The 20057-nt window shown below is 68.3% G+C and carries 22 protein-coding genes; all 22 read right to left on the reverse strand.

The window, feature by feature from the left end; all coding sequences use genetic code 11:
* Nucleotides 1–861 precede the first annotated feature (861 nt).
* Complete coding sequence (locus ACWCQM_RS39790) at nt 862–1272, reverse strand: hypothetical protein (RefSeq protein ID WP_351866728.1); 411 nt, start codon at nt 1270–1272, stop codon at nt 862–864.
* 303 nt (nt 1273–1575) lie between these two features.
* Complete coding sequence (locus ACWCQM_RS39795; protein ID WP_450919948.1) at nt 1576–2313, reverse strand: hypothetical protein; 738 nt, start codon at nt 2311–2313, stop codon at nt 1576–1578.
* 347 nt (nt 2314–2660) lie between these two features.
* Nucleotides 2661–3128 (reverse strand): hypothetical protein, encoded by a 468-nt coding sequence (locus ACWCQM_RS39800; protein WP_450919949.1) that lies wholly within the window; start codon nt 3126–3128, stop codon nt 2661–2663.
* A 48-nt stretch (nt 3129–3176) separates the two neighbouring features.
* Entirely contained in the window at nt 3177–3452 is a 276-nt protein-coding gene (locus ACWCQM_RS39805; RefSeq protein ID WP_425823816.1) for a hypothetical protein, read from the reverse strand.
* 285 nt (nt 3453–3737) lie between these two features.
* Nucleotides 3738–4673, reverse strand: coding sequence for a hypothetical protein (locus ACWCQM_RS39810; protein WP_450919950.1), 936 nt, complete (start codon nt 4671–4673; stop codon nt 3738–3740).
* A gap of 162 nt (nt 4674–4835) precedes the next feature.
* Entirely contained in the window at nt 4836–5186 is a 351-nt protein-coding gene (locus tag ACWCQM_RS39815; protein ID WP_351866715.1) for a hypothetical protein, read from the reverse strand.
* Nucleotides 5183–5479, reverse strand: coding sequence for a hypothetical protein (locus ACWCQM_RS39820; protein WP_386111544.1), 297 nt, complete (start codon nt 5477–5479; stop codon nt 5183–5185). The genes ACWCQM_RS39815 and ACWCQM_RS39820 overlap by 4 nt, the downstream gene beginning before the upstream one ends.
* Before the next feature lie 177 nt (nt 5480–5656).
* Nucleotides 5657–6412 carry a hypothetical protein gene (locus tag ACWCQM_RS39825; protein ID WP_450919951.1) on the reverse strand — a complete coding sequence of 252 codons (756 nt, stop codon included), beginning with the start codon at nt 6410–6412 and terminating at the stop codon, nt 5657–5659.
* A gap of 213 nt (nt 6413–6625) precedes the next feature.
* Nucleotides 6626–7321, reverse strand: a complete 696-nt coding sequence (locus tag ACWCQM_RS39830) for a hypothetical protein (protein ID WP_351866707.1) — start codon at nt 7319–7321, stop codon at nt 6626–6628.
* 80 nt (nt 7322–7401) lie between these two features.
* Nucleotides 7402–7719 carry a hypothetical protein gene (locus tag ACWCQM_RS39835; protein WP_351866704.1) on the reverse strand — a complete coding sequence of 106 codons (318 nt, stop codon included), beginning with the start codon at nt 7717–7719 and terminating at the stop codon, nt 7402–7404.
* 1056 nt (nt 7720–8775) lie between these two features.
* Nucleotides 8776–9339, reverse strand: a complete 564-nt coding sequence (locus tag ACWCQM_RS39840; protein WP_450919952.1) for an HAD domain-containing protein — start codon at nt 9337–9339, stop codon at nt 8776–8778.
* Nucleotides 9340–9358: 19 nt separating this feature from the next.
* Nucleotides 9359–9493, reverse strand: a complete 135-nt coding sequence (locus ACWCQM_RS39845) for a hypothetical protein (protein ID WP_351866698.1) — start codon at nt 9491–9493, stop codon at nt 9359–9361.
* Between the two features lie 228 nt (nt 9494–9721).
* Nucleotides 9722–10237: a hypothetical protein gene (locus ACWCQM_RS39850; RefSeq protein WP_450919953.1), complete on the reverse strand. Its 516-nt coding sequence runs from the start codon at nt 10235–10237 to the stop codon at nt 9722–9724.
* Nucleotides 10238–10557: 320 nt separating this feature from the next.
* On the reverse strand, nt 10558–11358 hold the full coding sequence (locus tag ACWCQM_RS39855; RefSeq protein WP_450919954.1) for a hypothetical protein: 801 nt from the start codon (nt 11356–11358) through the stop codon (nt 10558–10560).
* An 800-nt stretch (nt 11359–12158) separates the two neighbouring features.
* The gene (locus ACWCQM_RS39860) at nt 12159–13022 is read right to left on the reverse strand and encodes a hypothetical protein (protein ID WP_450919955.1); all 864 of its coding nucleotides are present in this window, start codon (nt 13020–13022) and stop codon (nt 12159–12161) included.
* A gap of 427 nt (nt 13023–13449) precedes the next feature.
* Nucleotides 13450–14013, reverse strand: a complete 564-nt coding sequence (locus ACWCQM_RS39865) for a hypothetical protein (RefSeq protein ID WP_450919956.1) — start codon at nt 14011–14013, stop codon at nt 13450–13452.
* A 366-nt stretch (nt 14014–14379) separates the two neighbouring features.
* Nucleotides 14380–14679 (reverse strand): hypothetical protein, encoded by a 300-nt coding sequence (locus tag ACWCQM_RS39870; protein ID WP_351866683.1) that lies wholly within the window; start codon nt 14677–14679, stop codon nt 14380–14382.
* On the reverse strand, nt 14676–15041 hold the full coding sequence (locus ACWCQM_RS39875; RefSeq protein ID WP_351866680.1) for a hypothetical protein: 366 nt from the start codon (nt 15039–15041) through the stop codon (nt 14676–14678). Before ACWCQM_RS39875 ends, ACWCQM_RS39870 begins: the two co-directional genes overlap by 4 nt.
* Before the next feature lie 115 nt (nt 15042–15156).
* Entirely contained in the window at nt 15157–15501 is a 345-nt protein-coding gene (locus ACWCQM_RS39880) for a hypothetical protein (protein ID WP_351866677.1), read from the reverse strand.
* 151 nt (nt 15502–15652) lie between these two features.
* A complete protein-coding gene (locus ACWCQM_RS39885) occupies nt 15653–16900 on the reverse strand; it encodes a hypothetical protein (RefSeq protein WP_450919957.1) in 1248 nt (415 codons plus the stop codon).
* Nucleotides 16890–17726, reverse strand: a complete 837-nt coding sequence (locus tag ACWCQM_RS39890; RefSeq protein ID WP_351866672.1) for a ParA family protein — start codon at nt 17724–17726, stop codon at nt 16890–16892. The genes ACWCQM_RS39885 and ACWCQM_RS39890 overlap by 11 nt, the downstream gene beginning before the upstream one ends.
* A 1078-nt stretch (nt 17727–18804) precedes the next feature.
* Nucleotides 18805–19542: a hypothetical protein gene (locus ACWCQM_RS39895; RefSeq protein ID WP_332757010.1), complete on the reverse strand. Its 738-nt coding sequence runs from the start codon at nt 19540–19542 to the stop codon at nt 18805–18807.
* Nucleotides 19543–20057 lie beyond the last annotated feature (515 nt).

The following is a 20057-nucleotide window of genomic DNA, read 5'->3' on the forward strand; positions in this document are numbered from 1 at the left end:
CCCCGCTCAAGCGGGGCCCGCAACAGCGGGTTGGTTCCAGGCCGGCCGCCGGACAGCACCAGCACTTGGGCGCATGGGGTGCGCCACTCCTCAATACGGTGGCCCCGCTCTCGGTGGACACCCCTTCGGCGAGGAGGGCGCGCCCTTGCTCGCTGGGCAGCCATGACCGAGGAGGAGCGGACCATGACCAGCCGGGGCTCAGACATGGCTGACGCCGGTACCCAGAGCGCTCTCGATACCGGCGTCAATCCTCTACGACGCTCGATCAGGCCATGACGGAGCGCTTCCTGCTGGCCATACCGTAACGACCCAACCAGGGGATGACCAGCGCACCTCTACGGCCCCGAGGGTCTACGCCGCCCGAGCCTCAGCAGCGGCAAGCCCCCGGCCGGACCTATCCGAATCTGTTGGGGCACCGCTGTGCCCCGGCCGGCCTGTTTTCTGGTGGTCTTCGGTACTCGGTGTCCGGGTGGAAGGCAGCTCGGTCGGGACGCGGTGAAGGTTGCCTCGCTGCGCGGTCGTGATCAGGACGTGGCCCGATGCAAGGTGACCAGGTGGGCTCAGCGCGCGGGCGGCACCTCCAAGACGCGTCAGCGCCGAGTACGGATAGGCAGCATGAACAGACTGTATGTAACCACCGTGGTTACAGGGGCTTCCGGATGGACGATGTAGTGCGCTTCGCTCAAGGGCCCCCAGGCCGGCCAGCCCTGTGGAGGCGGCCAGCCCCGGGTGTCACGCCTGCGGATACCAAGGCAGGACAGATGGCGAAGCGGTAGTGGGCCCCTGTACGGACCCTCTGCAGGTGCACAACGATGCCCGGCGCCAGCGGGAGGTTTCCTGCCGGCGCCGGGCATCACGTCGTCACGATAGGGCGGCCACCACGGCATCCAGATCGACGACTTGCAGTCCGGTTGTTGGGTCTCGCGCCCAGAGCGTCGGCAGCAGTTCCTCGATGTCCTGGCCGAGGTGAGTGCACCAGCCTTCGAGGTCCGATCGGGCGTCGTCGTCCAGACACGCCCGCCAGCGGCCTGCCTGCTCGGATTCCTGAAGCCAGATCCGCCCGGCCTCTGTCCGGCCCGTGTAGGTCTTCATGCTGACGGTGAAGCCCAGCTGGAGGTATCGAGCTGCGGGATGGTCAGCGCGGATGCGGGCGGTGATGAGGCCGAGGCTGGCCAGAGCAAGACGTGCCCGAGCCTGCCGGACCTGCTCGGCGTCCTGCTCCACCGCGGCAAGGAGGGCATCTGTGTCGAGTGGAGCGGGCTGCGAAGGCATGGTGTGGGGCTCCTCGTAAGGGATTGGGGCTGCCCGAAGGGCGCTCGGGAGAGCGAGACGGCAGACCCAGGGGCCGTCGCCTGACGGCCCCCGGGTCTGCCGTCAGCTCCACCATGAGCTCTCGCAGCGATCGACTGGGCGCGAGTCTGGGCGTTTGAGAAGCCGGCCTGTGCCTTGTGCCGTGGGCGTCGATGTCTGGACAGGTCGACCGGCGGGAGGTGAGTCGCCGAGCCTCCCACCCGTGCCGCACAGTGAGTGGCGGAGGCTCCGGGCGTACCGAGGTACGCCCGGAGCCGGTGCAGGTCACTTCCGCAGGCGACGCGTCACGTCCGAGAGGTGGGTTTCCCAGCGCGAGCTGCCGAGAGGCCCGGATATCTCACGCTTCTGGAGGTCGTACGGGTAGACGCGGACCTCCGCGCTGAACAGGCGGGCCAGAGTGACGACGTCGTCCAGGAGCGCGGCCTCGTTCTCCTCTTCCGACGCCCACGCGGGACGGCAGACCAGGTAGGCCCATTCCCGGCCCTCGCCGAACGGCCACCCTCCGTACCAGCGCAGCTCACCGGAGGGCAGGAACCCCCAGACCTCCTTGAAGTTCTCCCAGTACGCCTCAATGGTCGCCAGAGGGTGGGTTGCGTACCGCTCGCGGTGGATGACCGCGCGGGGCCGGTCGAGCATCCAGGTGATGCCCTGGGTGTTGTTGCCCAGCCCGCAACCGTCGAAGTCGTCGACCGGGGCGGTGACCGTCCATACCTCCTCCTCTGTCCAGGGGCCGCCGTCCATGCCCGGGCGCTGGGCGGGACCGATGCCACCGACGACGACGGTCTCCGTGCCGTCCCCGTTGTCGCGGACGAACGCGGTGTTGGTCGCTCCTTCGTCGTTCAGCGCCCGGAAGCCGGGGCCGGGCGTCCAGGTCGGCGCGTCACCGAATGCGTTGGGCGGGAAGATGAGCGCCACTCCGACCGTGCCGCGATCATCTCGGTCGGTGGTCTTCCACGACTGGTTGATCGTCCGTTCGATGCGACGGCGAAGGCTGCGCTTCATTGGTCCGCTCCTGGAAGGTGTTGGTGACTCGGTGGCCGGTGCGAGCTGGCAGTGAGGAAGTTACGAGCTCGCCAGGCACGTGCCGAGCTGCCGCGAAACCGACTGAGGGAGCAGGGCTGGGGCTGCGGCCGCGGACCTGTTTTGGCAGGGGGCGGGCCGGGGTGAGGGCGCGGGCGCATGGTGGACAGGATTCATGTCCGCTTCATGGAGCCGCCCGGTGAGCATGCGGCCGGCGGCTAGCTAGGCACCCTCATGCGGATCATGAGGCACACTCCCAGGCCGAGGGGTGGCCCCCGGCCTGGCATGTGGCCAGCGCTCAAGCAGATGCCGGGACCGGCACGGGGTCGTCAGCAGTAGAAGCGTCGGGCCCTCAGTGAGCGGGCGGCGTACGGCACAGCCGCGTCCTGGTGCAGCTCGGCGACGTGGCGCAGCGCTTGGGCCCGGGCTTCCTCTGGAGTGCGCGTGATGCCGCTTCGTGTGCAGTCGTAGGACAGGCGGGCGTCGGTGCGGTTCCCGTTGCGGACCGGCACGCTGAATACGTGGACGCCGCATGCCCACCCGTACGGGTGCGAGTGGTTGAAACGGTGCCGGTAGGCGACTGCCAGCGGCCCGGGAGCGCCAGGATGGGTGAGCCACGCGCTGATGACGTCACCGCGGTCGGGGTGGAGCACGTGCGCGGTGACCAGCCGCCACGACAGGGCGAGGGCGGGCCACCGCTCAGGCGGCAGAGGATGGTCGGTGACCAGCGGAGGAACGGCAGGGAACTCGGGCCAGTCGATGGGGGCCCCGTGGGGACGTGTGAGGGTGTCGGGCATAGGTGCAGAGCTTTCGGGTCGCGGGTCTCAGCGCTGTATCGCTGCGGCTCAGAGGTACGCCGCCAAGGCGGTGATGATGTCGGCCTGTTCGGCGAGCAGGTCGGCGACGTCTTCCTCGATGGCGGAGAGGGTGACGGGGTCCTTGGTCGTCTCGTAGTGCCCCTGGATGGCAGCCAGGTCGTTCAGCACGCACTCGTAGTCGTAGAAGGAGGTGGGCCTGCCGTCGCTTGCGCTGCTGGTGGCCCCAGCAGCGATCAGGGCACCCGTCAGCGCTGCCGAAAGCCCGGTCCACGGGGCGCTGTAGCAGAGGGTCAGGCAGGCCATGTCGGCTCCTTCGTCTTCGGTGGGCTCGTCGGCGTTCGGCGATGCTGCGCACGGTAGGAGCCAGACAGCGCCTGATCACGTGCCCGCGAAATGCGCGCAGGCCGGATCCGGGAGTCGCCGGGACGCTGCCCTCGAGGGGAGCGTCCGGACCGGACAGGGCTGGTTGCTGACCAGGACGCACCGTCGCCGGCCTCCCGCATCGTGTGCGCGGGGTCAGCGGATCCGGGAATCGGCCGCGCCCCGCCCCGACCTGGGCAATGCAAGGGTGCCCAGGTCGGCGCGGGCCTAGTTACGGATGAGAGCGTCCGGTTCTGCCCTCTCAAAGCCACCCGGCCTCGGCGGACTCGGCCAGACCACGGTGATGTCGTTCCGGCCGCACAGGTCGGCAAGGTCGGGGCGCGGGCGGGACGGAAGGAGCATGACTCGACGCGGGGTCGGGCTGAAGAACCGGCGCATGTCGAGGAGTTCACCGAAGGCTGCGCGTACATACGTCCGGGCGACACTCCCCGCGCACGCGACGATCTCGTTGGTGCTGTGATCAACCAGGTCGACGGGCAGGGGGATGAGCTCCAGGGCCGGAGTGACCGTGTGACGGCGGACGTCATGGCCCATCGACCGCAGGTGGGAGCTGTAACTGCGGAGCAGCTGCTCCGCGACGTCCTCCATGAACGTGCGCTCACGTCCCCGTTCGTCGCCCGGCCGGGGGCGGAAGGGAACGTCGAGGTCACGCTCCTGGACGATCGTGTGATGGCTGAGCGGGTCCACGGTGAAGACACCGCTGGGTGGAGGAGTTCCGTCCTCGGGCGCGAGCCGGAAGACGTAGCCGGTGCGGTGAGGCTGGTCCGGGACGCCGATGACCGGCAGCGACGTCCGCACATAGGGGACGTCGCTGTCGAGCCGGTAGGCGCCGAGGTAGCGGACTGAGGGGCCGGGCACCGTGGAGAACAGCCGCAGGGTGCGGCCCTCGTTCTGCGCGTGGTCGGCGAGAGCACGGTTGCCGTTCTTGATCACCTGTTCCCGGTCTCCCTGTCCTTCCCCCTGGAAGTGGTAGCGATCCCCGGTCCAGCCGTCGTGCTGACTGTCGTGGGCTCCTGGCGACGTGAAAAGGCAGATGTTGGGCGTCGTCTTGCTCGGGCTGATGCGGCCGTGGGGTCGACCGCCGACGAGCTGGTGAAGGTCGGACCGGCTGATGGTGGCGCCGGGACTGAGAGGGAAGGTCATGGCAGGTCCTTGCCTGGGAACGGGGAACGTGTCCGGGACCGTAGGCAAGAAGGTGTCGGTGTCACGACTGCTGGCGAATCGCTCCTGCCCGTGGGCTCAGACCCAGCCACGTTCGGACAACGAGAGCCGGTCCTGTTCACGGCGTCGGCGGCCGCTGTCTACCTATCCCTGCGGCGCGACGGTGGCAACGTCGTCGGTGTGCCGAGAGCAGAGAAAGCCCAGAGCGCTGCTCACGTAGTCGGCACTGTGCAGGCCGGCGAGGTCTGTCAGGACGGCGGAGCCGGCCGGCTCCGCCGAGGGCGTCAGCGTCCACCTTCTGACGCCCTCGGCGTTGTCCATGGCGACGGTGAACCGTGGGCCATGCGGGCACGTCACCTCGATGTCGTTGAGGAATGACCACACTTCCCAGCCCTGCGGGGCCAGAACCTTGTGCAGGGTGTCGGCCAGCGCGTCCAGCGGGTGCGGGGGCTGCGGAGCGGGGCGCTGCTCAGGGCTGAGGAACCAAGTGCTCATGTCGCGCTCCAGTGACTGCCGATGGCTGCCAGGAGGCGCACTGCCTGACCTGCGGCAACGTGATCATCAGGGGTGGTCGCTGCGGTGTCGATCACGTCCTCCGGGCGAAGGGGGGTGAAAGCGGCCTCCTGCTCGGTGGGGAAGTCGGCAAGGTCCACGAAGCGGCTGGGGTCGTAGTCGGGGTAGTCGAAGTCCTGCACACAGATGGGGATGACACTGCCGCTGTTGCTCAGGTAACGGCGGTAGTGGACCTCGCGCTTCCATCTGGCAGGGCCGGTCATGTCGAGCGGCATCGCGGTGCTCCTGATTGGTGATCTTGGTGTGGGTCAGAAGCTACGAGCGACACGGGGAACGATGCGCGGTTCGGCGAGATGAGGTGCCGGAGCCTGCTCGCTACCTGCGGCGCAGGCCCGCCGACGCGGACACCTGCGGACTGCCCGGGCGGGCAGCCCAGCCGCCCGCCCGGGCTGTCACTGTTCGAGCAAGGCCATGCACTTCTCGGCTTCCTCGAACTGCTCCTCGGTGATCAGGCTCGCCGCCTGAAGGCCCAGGAGGTAAGTACGCAGTCGGCCCTTCGAGGCCAGCCAGCCGCTCAGCGAACCGGCGCCGTCACTGCCGCCGAAGTCGGCCCAGTACACGAGCTGGTCCCCTGCGATCTTGTTCAGCCGCTCGACCAGCTCACGACGGGACTCCCGCCGTGCCACGATCTGGTCCCATATCGCCTTGGCGGCGGCCCGCTCCTCGCTCTCCTCGGCTTCGGCCGCCTCGTAGGTCCGTTCCCACTCCCCGAAGAGGTGGTGGCCGGTGATCTGCTCCCGCAGGGCATCCATCGGTCCGAGCCGGCCGATCTGGCGCTTCGCAGCGGGGATGTAGAACTGCCTGGAGGGTGCGTCCTTCACCCACGGTTCACCGAGCCGGGCCAGATCGGGCGTCCCGTTCCAGGTCCCATCAGGCACTGCGACCGGGCGGACTCGTACCGTCCTGGCGCCGGTGGAGACCACTCGCCACACTCGGGTGCCGGCTTCGCGCACGGCGTCGCGCGCGCTGAGGTCCGTCAGCGTGGCCGCATCCGGTCCAGCGCCGAGGGTCACGATGAGGTCGTCGTCCTGGAGCTGCTGCGCTGACGTGACACGGCTGATGCCCGGCGTGGGTGCCGTCGGCCAGAGGTCCAGCCAGACCTGGTGGGTGAGAGCCGCGGCAGCGTCCGACGCCTTGGAGTGGATCACGGGGGTTCCTAGCGGGTGAGGGGTGGATGTGTTGGCGCAGCGGACGTTAGCGGGCGGCATGGCGCGCCCCGCGCTCGCGCGAGTTGAGGCCGGGTCCGCCGGCGGCCGTGCCGTCGCGGGCCTGGAGCCGGCGGACAGGAACGCTGGCCAACAGATACCGCGCGGGCCCCTCTTTCGGTCAGTACCGGAAGGGGTCCGCGCGGTCCCTGCTGGTCAGCGGATGAAGTCGGCTCCGACGATCACGTGGTCCGCGGGCAGGTTGTCGAGGTAGGCGTTGACGCGCTGGTGGTACTCGGCGGCCGCCGTCTCGGGAGCCTGGGGGTCCGCCCAGGTCGGGCTGACAAGCCACGTCCCGTCGAGCTGAAGCAGGCTGTTCCCTGTGACGGCCTGGACGCGGGCACGCTCCACGAACGCATCCCGGTCCAACGCGGCCAGGGCCTCCTGATCAGCCCAGGAAAGCCGCGCGTCCGCCAGACTGACGGCGACCTTGATGTGCGGCTGCTCCCTGAAAGCGAGCCCGGCGTACACGGAGTCCTTGGCGTCAGAAAGGTAGTCGGCGAGCGGCCTGACCGGCGGCATGGTGGCTACGGCCTGGGTCCAGGTGTCGTGCAGGCGCGCGGCACGATCAGCGGCCCGAGTACGGCACGCGTGCAGGTCGAGAAGGCCGACCGGGCCGCCCGCGTAACGGGTGGTGGTGCCGCCGCTGACGCGTATGAGCTGCGGGTGGTTCGGGTCGGCTCCGTTCCGCAGAGGGAAGGTCCCGGCGTATTGGTTCTCGGGGTGGGTGACCAGCACCCGTTCCCAGCCGCCAGGCAGGTCCCAGAGGGTGTCTTCGGCCTCGTTGGCGAGGTCGCTCGCGGTAGCGTCCGGCTCCGGGGCCAGGTGAACGAGGGCGTGCTGACTGCTCACTTACTGCTTCCGTTCGGTCGAGAGTCGCGGGGTCTCCGCCCGCCGCCGGGTACGGCCCGGCGGCGGGCGCGGGGGGCGTGTCAGGCGGTCGGCAGGGCGTGGTGCCGGTACGACAGGCTGCGAAGCGCGGTTGCCACGTCGGCGGTCAGGTCGGCGTCCGGGGTCTCCCGCACGGTCTGGGCGGGGATGGTGCGGCGGACCGGCACGAGCGTCCAGGAGATGTCGGTGTAGCTGTAGTCCAGCGGCGTGATGTTGATGCGGTCGCACAGCGGGGTGGTGGCAAGGATGTGGTCGAAGCGCGCGGTGATCGTCCAGCTGCTGCCGAGGGCGTTCTGCAGGGCGGTGGCCAGGGTGTCGATGGTGGCCGTCTGCGTGGTCTGCGTGGCGGTCTCGGTCATCGCTTCTCTCCTTCGTGCGGTCAGCCCGTGGCGGCTGGCACGACAGAAGTTAGGTTTTACAGCGGTCTGGCTCGATTTCTCGCGAATCTGCCGCTATGCGGTGACCGAAGCCGAGGCAGACGAGGAGCGGAAAGCCCCAGCTCGCAGCCGCAGGCGGGGGTGCGCCGGAGCGGACAGCGATTGGCCGCGTCACCTACTCGTTCAGCGCTCAGCCTGTCGAGGTCGCACGCCGCCTCTTGGCGGCTCCGATGACCACCTGGAGGCGTTGATCCACTGGCACTGACCGTGCACACGGACACCCGGCACGTCTCGAACGTTGACGTACCGGGTTTGACCATGGCGGGGGCGGTGACGGGCACCAGGGAGGCCCAAGCACTCCCCGCTCGGCGCGGGTGGGGGCGGCGCGAGCGGCGATGCTCTGTCAGGGATTGCCGACGCTTAGGCCGCCGACGGCTTCAGGCTGCCCGTCCAACGAGGGTGCGTCATCCGGTGAATCTCCTTACGACACTTGCGGCACACGTGCGTGTCGATCGACCGCGTATGAGCGAGGCGGCGCAGACGGCGGCTGTGGAAGTCCGCGAGCGGGCGGTGGCTGCCGTAGGTGCGCAGGTGGCCGCTCCTCTGCCACATCGCCGCCGACCAGCCGAATCCGAAACGGACCTGCGCCGGGACGGGGGGCATCTCGACAAGAGCCCCGCACAGTGCCGGCGAGCGCGTCCAATGCCCGCTGTTGTTCTCGTATCCCAGGGGCAGGGCGTGGAGAAGTCCACGTGCGCCGCGGCCACTGTGAAGGAGCGCAGCAGTGTCGCTCTTCGTCATCCCGATCTCCTCGTGCGTTCAGTTCGTGGTGACTGGCACGGCGGAAGTTAGGTGCGCGGGAGGCACCGATCCCATCTCCCGCGAGACGTGGGAACGCGCCCCATGTGCCCGGCGTACTCCGGCCCAGGCCGCGACGATCACGGCCTGGGCCAAGGGCGTTGCCAGTGGCGGACATCTGCTCCCGGGTCGACTGCCGTCATAAGGCGTCGCGCGGTAGCCGTCGGTAGCGCCAGCGGCTCATCGGACTGCCCCGGTCGGCGCGGTGGGCTCGGTCAACGTGTCGGCCCACTGGGCGAGCGCCTCGAAGTCGTCCAGGTCCAGTCCGACGGCGGGGTCTATGTCGTACAGCAGCGCCGCCTCGGTGTGGTGCTGCTGGACGTAGGCTCGGTCGGCTGCGCTGAGCTGGTCATCGAGCCAGACGAACGGGCGGCCAGCGGCGTGACGGATGACGTCGGCGGTCTTGAAGTATGTGCCGTCCGGGCCGTACCCGCCTCGGGTGCTCCAGGTGACGACGGGTAGCTCGGGCAGGCCGATCCGCGGGCTGACGTACGTGTTCGCCTCGTCCTCCCATGTTGTGGCCCAGATCAGCTCATACGGAAGGTCGAGGAGTTCCTCTCCGTGGTCCGGGTGCAGCCACACCGGTACGTGGGGGACGTCGCGGGGGCGCAGGTGCGGGTGCTGGTCGATCCAGCAGGTGGGGCGCAGGTAGTGACGTACGAACCCGTGGTCCTCAGAGGCGGGGCCAGATTTGAACGGGTTCAAAACTCCATCGATGTCGATGAAAAGCAGAGGTCGGGACACGATCGCTCCGTGGGCGCGGCTAGTAGGGACGCTCGTACGGGCTCATCCCGTTGGGGCAGGTCGGGGTGCACGGCATCCCCACCGGCGCCTGGCAGTCCTCGCACGGCTCCTCGTCGTCGTAGGGCTCGTGGGGCTCGTAGAGCTTCGGCAGCATCGGACTCGATTCCAGTGATGGGGGCGGGTGCGGTGCTGAAGGTAGATGTGCGGCAGCGCCCAGCCGACTGCTGGCGAATCCTGCTCACCACTACGCGAGAGCCGCCGGCCCACGCACGCCGGATACCAGGTGGCACATGGCCACCGCGGGGCGCCACGCCGCGGTAAGGAGGACAGCAAACGAGAGGGTGCGCCGAGCTCGGCGCACCCTCGGTCTGGGGACGGTCGGTTACCGCGCGCGGGTCTCCCACGGGCTCGATCCGCGCGCCGGTGCCGTCACTCCCGGCACTTCGACGATCTCGTCGTCTGCGTCCGTCAGCGGCGGGTACTCCAGCCGGTCACCCGCGAAGTCGAAGAGGAACACACGGCCATGTCCGTGATAGCCGAACACCTGGTAGTACTCGGGGCTCTCCCCAGCGGGTGGACAGGCCGGCGTCTGGCCGGCCGCGCACTGCCACATCGCCGCCTCGGGGCAGAGCTCACTGCCGTAGGCGTTGTCAGCCGGGGACTGGACGTGGCCGCACGTCCCGCAGCGGAAGCGCCACTGGGTCCAGTCATCGGTGCCGTGAATCCAGCGGCCGTACCGTGACCACACGCCATCGGCGAGCATGGTCCTGGCCGGGGCCACCCTGGTCACTCTCGTGCCGCGCCGAACTTGAGCGCGTGCATCGGTGTAGGAGAGGCCGTGGTCGTTCACGAGTTGCTGCCGCGCGGCCCTTTGGACCTTGCGGTTGCGCTGGGGCATGTCCTTGGCTTTCCCGGCTCCCATGCCGCCGACGAAGGCAGAGTCGATCCAACGGATGCAACGCTGGGTCAGTGACGTCCCCGGCCGGGCCGGAACTCCTTGCGGCTGCATCCCGGACGGCATGGGCGCTGACGGGTGTGCCAGGCAGGCGTTGAACTGCCTGCGGGTACGGTAACGCCCGCCGTCTTCCAGTGGGCGCCGCTTGCCCCGCCGGCCGTCGGCGCGTCCGGGTGAACGTACCGGACGCCCGTTGACCGCAGCGCGCGCAGCCCGTAGATCCAAGCTGCTGCGCACTGCGGTCACCCTCTGACCGTCTTGGCTCAGTAGCCGAGGACCTCAACATGGAGAAGAGCCTCGGCATACACGTCGTCCGCCATAGTCCCGATGGCGTTCAGGCCTGCCAGGTACGTCCTCAAGCGCCCTTCACCGGCGAACCATTCGTTGACCTTGGGGCCTCCCCAAGGCTCGTACCATCCGACCAGTTCCTCACCGGCGGCCTCGTTCAGGGTGCGGACCGCTTCACGCTGCGGGCGCACCTGCTCCGCACGCCGCTCGTGCTCTGCTTTCCAGGCCGCCCTCTCCTCGTCCGCTTCAATCTTGGCGGCGGCGTGGGAAGCCTTCCACTGCTCGAACTGCGGGTGCTCGGCGATGCGCTCTCGCAGGTCGGTCACCGCGCCCAGGCGCCCGATCTGCCGACGGGTGGTGTTCAGCCTCAGCGTCCGCTCGGCTGCGTCCTTGCGGGGCGTGCCGAAGCGGGAGATGACGCACGAACTCCAGTAGCCCGTGGGCTTGGTGCACTCGACGACGGTCAGCGTGCGTGCCGTCTTGGACGTCACCCGGGCTATGACAGCTTCCCGGCAGAAGACGGCCTCACGAGCGGTCCACATCCCCAGGAGGTCGAACAGAGTACGGCTGGTCTCGTCGTAGATCAGCACCAGGTCATCGACCTCTACGTCGGATGCCGAGGCGACCTGGGTGAGCCGGTCCTTCTGCAGGGGCCTGTCGTCCGGGTGGCGTCGGGCCCACGTGGGCTTGAGGTCGTCGGCGTGAGGCCACAGCTCGCTGACGATCTTCGAAGCGAGCTGGCCAGCCTGGACGCGAGCGGAGTTGGGGACGTTCATGGTGTTCCTTCCGGTTCGGAGCGCCTCGGTAGGCGCCGTGACGAGGTGGAAGGTAGGTACGTCGGCCTGGAAAGCCGCAGGTCACGCGAACCCTGTCGGGCACGGGCGGAGGCGGCTTCGTCACCGTAGAAGTGGGGCGTTCGAGCCTCGGAAGCCACCTGACCAGGGGTTTCCAGCAAGGTGGTGCAGGGCCTCTGAACTGGCGGTTTCCTCTGTACGAGGTGGCGCCTGAGGTCTCCCGCGGCCGTCGACGCGTCGTGCGGCACCTAGCTGCGTCCAGCAACAGGCTTGCCCACCTGAGGTAGCTCGAGGGATCGCGGATCCCGGCCGCGGCAGGCGAACACGGCCGCACGTCCCTGGAAGATCCGACCGTCGACGTTCGCATCACGTAGGCCCGGGCGGCAGGAACGTCGGAGCGGCGGTGCGAAGGACCGAGCGGCGCCGGGGGGGAGGGCGCACGCTGGCTGGTTCGCACCGCCGCGTTCGGGGCCTGGTTCAAATCCGGGCGGAAGAGGACCAGGAGGATGTGCTGGGATCTGCTCCGCCCGGTCCGTCCGGGCGGCCCAACAGGAGTGAAGGTAGCCCTGCGGGACGCACGACCCCAGCTCTCGCGAATCTGACGACTAGGCGATCGGCTCGTATCCACTCCCGGCAGCCGGCAGGCAGCACCGCGGTGCTGCCGGCGTGGACAGCGCCGGTCACCTGAAGGACGCGCGGGCGCTCCCCGGTGCAGCCCACAAAAGCGGCTCCACCGGACCGTTGGGACCAGACCGGTGGAGCCGCTGAGAGGGTTGGTGCTGTTACTGCCGCGCGGGAAGCAGGCCGGCGATGGCCAGCTGGTCCCGAACGAGGTCGTACTCATCGTCGGTGAACTTGCCCAGCGCGTGCAGTCCCGCCAGGTGGACCCGCAGGTTCCACGCGTCCTGCAAGAAGCGGCGGTGGTACGAGAACACGACCTGCCCCTGGGTGTCCAGGCAGAACAGATCGAAGCCGACGGCCCGATTGACGACGTCACCGATCTTCAGGAGCGCCTCCTGCCGCCTCGCTTCGTCGGCCTGACGCTTCAGGGCCTCTTCCTGCACACCCCGCTGGACGTCCTTGGCGTTCTCGTACGCCTGCTTCCACTCGTCGTACAGGGCATGTTCCCTGATCCGCTGCCGAACCTCCTCCACGGTCCCGAGGCGGCCGATGCGACGGGTCTTGGTCTTCAGCGTGAGCGTCGTGGGGATGAAGTCGTAGGCCCGCTCGGCGAAGTTGGCGAGGTCACACTCCCAGCCGTCGGCGGGCGTCGGGACTGCAACGACTGAGATGGTCTTGGCGGTGGTGGAAACGACCCGCGCCACCCTGCGGGTCACGTGATCAAGGCCCATCACTTCTCGGCCGGTCAGGACTCCCAGGATGTCGTAGGAGGTGTGGGAGGACCCCGCCGTATCGATGACGACCACGAGGTCATCGGCCTTCACGTGAGTGGTCTCGGAGACTGCCGGAATGCGTACCTCTTCCTTCGGCACGGCTCCGAGCATGATCCGACTGCGAGGCGTGTCTCGCGGTACGGAATCGTCGGGCCACAGGCCCGGCCACAGACGGGAAGAGACCCGGCTGACCTCGCCGTACGCCTGACGCAGCTTGTGTCCGTACGCCGGATCGTTCAGCAGACTCTGCACGCGCGGTACTCCTTCGAACGGGGCCACGGACCGGTCGCCGTGGCCTGCCGTCCCGAAAGCTAGGAGCGGCCGGCCGCAAGTCAGCACTCGCGGCGAATCCTCTACCACTGCCTGGTCACAGCTCCCCCTTAGCTGATCGCTGGGTAGCGTGACTGACGCCCGCAACTGAGCCATCGGGGCTACGCGCTCTCCGCCGGCCCCCCGTTCCGCCTCGTCCAGCACCTCCAGGGCCGGACAGACCCCGCACGTTGCGCGGCCGGTGGCTCTGAGCACTACTCGCAGATCGCTGCACGCCAAGAGGGCCCCAAGGCGCCCGGACCACCGCTGCCAATCCCTGCGTTAACGGCAGGCGCGCAACGGCTGAGTGGCGGGCGCCCGAGATCCGTTGGATCCGGGGCCCGCCACTCACCTGCGGCCAACCACGCATCTACGAGACGGCGTTGATGACCTCGGGGCCGTAGACCGCCTCCAGGCGACGGAGAGCTTTGTCCCTCTCCTTCAAGACATAATCCGTCCGCTCGTACGGGTCCAGCTCCAGGTCAGCTCCGGCAGCCCACAGAGGGCCAACCACCGCTGCGATCTCTGCCGCAGCAGCGGCCCAATCCGCATTGGCATTTGCCGGAACGTCTAGGAAGAGCAGAGTCGGATGCGGCTGGTACGGGCCGTGCAGCAGCTTCCCCGTCTTCTGGGCCAGCTCGTCTGCTCGGCTGCGGAGGTCCTCGTTCGGGCACTGCCCGGTGATGAACTGTTCCCTCACCTCGATGCCGAACTCCGTCAACTCGGCTACCCGCTCAGCCGAGTACTGGAAGTCCCGGTGCATGCGGGCGCACGTGTCATCGCCGGGGAGGAACCGGCTGACGACTTGGCCATCACGCCACTCGTACCCTGCGCCGAGCACTACAAGGATCTGATGCAGAGCTTCCGTGCGGTGCGGGTAGCCGCAGGGGTAGCGCTCGATCAGTTGACGAACGGTTTCGTTGACGCTGGCCATGGGTGGGCTCCTGGAGTCCTTGGTGCGGGGCGGTGTGCGGGGAGACAGCGGCAGGTTCACCGTCGTCGCTGGCCTGTCGCGGTGACAGGTAAGCACCGCGTCGGTGCCCTCCCCAGAGGTGGCGAGTTGCCTTATGAGGCGCGGCCGGCGGCGTGCAGCAAGACCCAGACGCCGGCTCCGTACGGTCTTCGGACGGTGCGGACAGCAGGGCTCACGAGGGAGGCCGCGGTCGAGCGCCCGAACGACCTGCCGCCCCGCACCGTGAGGGGGTCACGGTGCGGGGCGGCAGTCATCGACCGGCTGAGGGGGAGGCCGGTCGGCGGTGCCGCGCCCGCAGGGGGATGCAGGGCGCGGCTGGTCAGGAGGTCAGGTCGTGAAGATCAGCGTAGGGAACCGGCGCTCGATCAAGCGCCAGGCCCACGAGGAGACCTGAGCAGCCTGATGGGGTTCGACTCCAGACTCCCAGCGCAGAGCGCCGGTCAGGCCGTACATGATCACGACAGCCCGGATGGCACCTTCGATCTGCTCCTGGGTCAGGTCGACGGGCAGGGAATCCGTGTGGCCGCCGTATGCGTAGCAGAGCAGCGCGTGCACGTCGTTGGGGCCGAGTGCGAGCGCGCCGACGTCCAGCCGCAGCCGGTGGTCGGCGCCGACGGTGGCCGTCACAGCGCTGCCTGCACGTCGATGCTGGCGGGCAGAGTGACGGTGACGTCCACCCGGACGCCCTTCCACTGCGCGACCACGGTGTGCGTGCGCACGAGGCGTCCGTACATCTCCACCGGGGCGCAACTCGTGACCTCGCCGCCCAGCGCCTTCACGTACGCCTGGAACGCCTCCAGCGTCTCGTGTTCACGCTGGAGGTACCCGTACAGCGCCCGGTCGTCCTCCGGCTGCGGGATCGGGATCGACCAGTGCGGCGTCGGCAGCTCCGGGAACTCGGTGAGGAGCTGCGACAGTGCGAACGCGACGGCACGCTGGTGGCCTGCCGGGGTGGTCTCCCTGATCGTCTCGGTGTACGCGGTGGTCATCGCTGCTCCTGGGTCGTTCGGTTGCTGACGACCCAGAAGGTAGGAAGCGGAGCGGCCACAGTCCCGTTCCCGCGAATCCGGCGACTCCTCAGCCCAGAGTCGAGGTCCGCTTTTCTCAGTCCGGCGGCAGTTGACTGCCGGACCTGTCGCCCTTGCGGTGGTCCAGGTCGGGGGCGTAGCCCTCCGCTCGCAGGAAGGCGTCGAGAACGGCCGCAACGAGGTTGCCCACGCCGAGGCCGCCGCGTTCGACGTTGTACGCGTTGAGGCGGCGCTTCAGCTCTAGCTGCTCAGGGACGGCGTAGTTCAGCTGCTCCCTATCCACTCCCCGGCGCATCAGGAGGGCTTCAGTCTCGGGATGCGGGCTGAAATCCGTGACTGCACCACCCTCGCGCTCTTCCTGGGCTTTCAGGGCGTCGGCCAGCTCCTGGGCTTTGCGGGCCAGGGATACTCTGCGCGGCACTTCTTTCCTTCCACGTAGGGACACCTAGGGATACGGCTATGGAAACGGCTATAATTCTAGGCGTTCGGACGGATGAAAGCCTAGTACTACCTAGCGACGAATGCCCGCCACCTCAGCAGGTGGCGGGCATTCGTCCTTCCATAAGACCTGGTCAGAACCGCATGACCCTCAGCCACCGGTCAAGGGCGACCGTGACGATGTCGGCAGGGGGCATCTTTTCCAGCCGGTTCAGGACTCGGTACATGGCCAGCCGATGGTTCAGTTGCAGGTCCCTCGGCACCTGTGACTTGAGAGATTCGCGCGTGATGAACCGCTCGTTGAGCACCACTTCAGCCGGACGGATGTCCTCAGGGGTGCCGTGCCCGGTGTATCGGTTCCACGGCGGCAGCATGTCGTCGGCCGAAGCCTTGCCACCTCGAAGGAACCAGTCCACGGCCACGGCGACCAGGTCGGCCGGCGGGATGTGGTTTATCCGGGACACGACCTTGAGCAGCTGCAGTCGGTGAGGGATCTGCAGCTCTGCAGGCACCGATGCGTTCAGTGCCTCCCTGGTGATGAACCGCTGGTTCAGGATCTCCTCAGCTCGAGGGAACCCCTCGTTGACAGGCGGGGGAACATGCCGGTCCCACTGGCTCGTGACGGCGACAGGGGCCTGCGCCGAGCGGCGTTCGAGCGCGGCGCCGGGGGTGTCCCCGCTGGCACCTTGGGCGCCGTCAGCCGCCGCTTCATCGGCCGCCTGATGCCCGGTCGCAGGCTCTGCCACAGCCGGCTGGGCTGCCTCTACCCGAGGCGGGACAGCAGCAGCCTTCTCCTGGGCATCAGCCACACGATCACCGTCGGAGCTCTTGGGCGCCTGCTGCGCTTCTGGAGTCCGCGCTTGCACCGGGATGTCAGTAGAACTCGGGGAGCCTCCGCCCTGAGCAGAGGTATCCCCGGCGTCCGTATTGTCGACCGGCAGCGCCGCCCCCTCCGCCGCCGGGGCAGCAGTCGCCACTGCCGCCCCTTCGTCGCCGGGACTGTGCTCCATCTGCTCCTGTGCGGGCGCTTCCTCCGGCCCCGAGGTCGTGACCCGCTGACGCCCGGTATCTGCGCCTTCGACGTTCGTCACCTCAGAATCAGCAGCCGGCACGCTGACCGGCTGCTCCGCCGCCGCCTGGGCAACGGAGCGTCCGCCGTTCTGCTCCGCCGGGGCAACGCCAGCATCCCCTGTATCGCTGGAGCCTTCCGCGGCAGATGCCTTCGGAAACTTCGGCGGCGGCGGAGTCCGTCGTGCCGTCTCAACGGGGGCCTCGGCCACCTTGGTGGTGCCTTGGGTTGCAGCAGCCGTCTTCTTGGCGCCCTTACGGGCTCGCAGCGCAGCCATGCCAGCCTGCGGCTGCGTCGACGATTCATCGGCCATACTTCTCCACCGCCTCCGCGACAGCCTTCATCTCCTCGACGAACGGCGCCGTCCGCTTGGACACCGGGCTCGCACAGATGGGCACCCGAAGCCGACGCTGCGGGATCCAGTAGTAGTCACCCACGGCAGGACCGATCTCAGCCTTGTTCTCCTCTGCGAGGCGCTCAAGCTCGTCGAGCAGCCAAGCGGCAGGGCTCCGCCCGACCTTGTACGGGATGAGCAGGAGAGGGTAGTCCGGCAGGTTCTTCAGAAGGCCCTCCAAGGCACGGAGCTCCTCATTTCCCAGCACAGCCGGTACGACGGTCACACGAGCAGCCGCCATCGCCCCGTAGGTGGACTCACTTCCGCCCGGGTGGGTGTCGACCACCAGGCGCCGCTTCAGGTCACGCGACCACTGCAGCAACGACTCGGCCACCGCCTCGGACCGCGGCTGGTTGCGCTCGAAGTCGGTGTGGCCAGGAATGAGGTCCGGCTTCCGGCCTCGACCGGACAGGGGCTTAGGCGTCTCGCCAGTCTGGAATGCCCGAATGAGAGGCGATTTGAGCCTGGCCTCTTCGAAGTAGCCCCATCCACGGGTCACCCCGCCCCAGTCCCACTCGAAGTCGGTGAGAACGCCGTCCAGGAGCCAGGCCAGCTCCTTGGCGGTGCGGCTCTTACCCACGCCTCCCTTGAAGCCGGCCACAGTGACAACGTCCGGCTCCTGCTCCGGCGGCACGTACGCACCGCCGGCGTCAGTCGACTCCCCCTCCTCATCATGGCCCTCGTGCTGAGCGGGAATGGCGGTCGCGCCTTCGGCGGTCGCGTCTTTCAAAGTCTCGCTGGTCATGCGTTGCCACCCCTCGTGAGGTGGCTATCGTTGGTCTTCACGACTCTTGCTCCTTGCAGACGGTTGAGGGTCGAGCACCTTGCGCCCGTTGGGGAAATGCCTCCCCGGCGGGCGCTGTGCGTTTCAGGGGCGACGAGAGCGCGCTCGCGCCTCCCCTGACGGGCTCTATCTTGCCGGACAGCGGCCCGGCATCTGGAACCGGTACAGCGCTGCTTGTGAGTTTTAGTGCACCAGCGGCGCTGAAACCAGCCTGGACAGCCCGCCCCCAAGGTAGCTGTCAGCCGCAGCCCGGCGTGGGTTGCCGCGCGAACCGATCCGACTACAGGTGGCAATAACCGGCCTGAAATGGTCACTTCCATCCGCAAGCATCACTTAGTCGCACAAACTCCTGGATACCAGCAACCAAGCATGCGTCACATCTGCCGACAGTCGACACGGGTGGCAAACCACCGTTGACGGTTGACAACCGGATATCTGCCAACCCAGCGGGCCCCGCCACCATCCACGGTCGCCACAGCTGTCAACGTCCGGCGTGGCAAATGCGGCGACACCCCTACCCGAAGCATCAGCGTTGCCAAGGGTCCCGAGGCGCCCCTGTCGGTGTTCCTCCCTCATGGATGGAACTGCCGCGACTGGATACCCATGGGTGCCCGCATTGCATCCGGCGCCGCCGCACGGCAGGAAACCGCCTGTCAGCTCATCTGACAACACCTGCCAGCTGCGGCGGCGGTTGGCTACGCCCTTGCCATCGCTGCCAACTGCCGCCCGCCAACCGAACCGCGAGCAGCCAGACTCGGTATCCAGGCGCAACCGGGTCGGCCCAGGACAACTGTCTCCCGCGGGAGACAGTGTGGCGTTCCAGCTACTCCGGCAATCCGTCATTGGCAGCGGGTATCCAGCCCAGCCGCGAGGGCATATCCGGGCGACCTCCCTCGCAACGGCTACTCCGCCGCCGTATCCGGTGCGCTCCGGATACGGGTATCCATCCCCTCATCGCGGTCTCTTCCTTGTCGGACAACTGTCTCCCGTGGGAGACAGCGAGTGTCTCCCACGCCACCTACGCAGACTGCGCGGCGCCTCAGGTCCGCCGCGCCGCCGCCTCGGCCTCCGCGAGATGCCGCAACGCAACCTCGTCGGAGGCCGGCGGCACCCCTTCCAGTGCTGCCTGGGCGCGGATGTCCCTGACCACTTGGCGGAGATGCGCGGCCGTGCTCGCCTGCTCCGAAGGCGTCTCGTCGTTGCCATCGAGGTGCCAAGCGAGGTCGTCCCACCACTCATCCAAGTCCTCAACTTCAAGGAACGACGACCGCAAAGACAACAGATTGAGCGCGGCCTGGCGGACCCGAGCGTGCCCCGAGGTGACCCGCCGGGTCTCTTCCGCTTCCTGGGCCGCCCGCGCCTTTGCCAGGCGGGGAGTGCGCAGCTCCCACTTCGTCTGAATGGCCAGGCGCAGTCGCTGCAGTCGAAGGGCAGCGCCCCCGCGGGACTCGATGCCCAGGATGACGCCCATCTCCCGGCCCTTGAGCCCGTTTCGGAAGCAAGCCTCGAGCACAGCGACCTCCTGGACGTCGACCAGCTCACGCAACCGCCGGATCAGCCGGAGACGGTCGAGGTTGTTCTCCCGCAGGGCTACCCGGGCGTCGGCAAGTTGCTTCTCTTCTTCCTTCGTCCGCTTCCTCAGAGACTCCAGGCGGTGCACCGGCCGCTCCATGACCTCTTCCCGCTCCCGGAGATAGACCAGGACGCCGAAGAGGTCCTCCGGCGCAGGGAACAGCTCCAGGTCGCGATCGCCGGCCTGCCGGTGACGCTTCCTCACACGCTCGACGACAGGTGCTGTAGCTCGATCCCTCAGGGGTTCTGGCGTTCCTCGTGGCATGGCCAACAGCATGCCGGTTTGTCTTCACAGTAATGACACGCCTCTCCGGAAACGCCCACAGCGGGAAAGCTGACCTCCTCTTGCGCATTCGGTCACACGTGCGATCAGGAGGAGGTTTCTGCAGCTCAACGGCTACCCGGACAGCCTGGCCACCGAACTCCCAATCGCTCCGGACAGCTCCCACCACCCGGAGCCGGACAGCCCGCCACCGAACGCCGCTGACCGCCCCCGTCCTCCGCAGCCAGCCACGCTCGCAGCAGCAGCCCCTCCTCCCCCCGCACCCCCCTTCCACCCCCTCCGCCCAGCACCCCGCCTCCGGTCTCCCCAGGCGCACCGACGAGGCCTCCTGGCGCTGGCCTCCGGCGCTCACGCCTCCGCCATGCCCGGAGCGCCACAAGGCGCTCCGGGCGGGGCTATCCTCAGGCCGAGTTCGCTGAGCGCGTCCTCGGCCGACT

The sequence above is a fragment of the Streptomyces sp. NPDC002125 genome, from assembly GCF_053593715.1.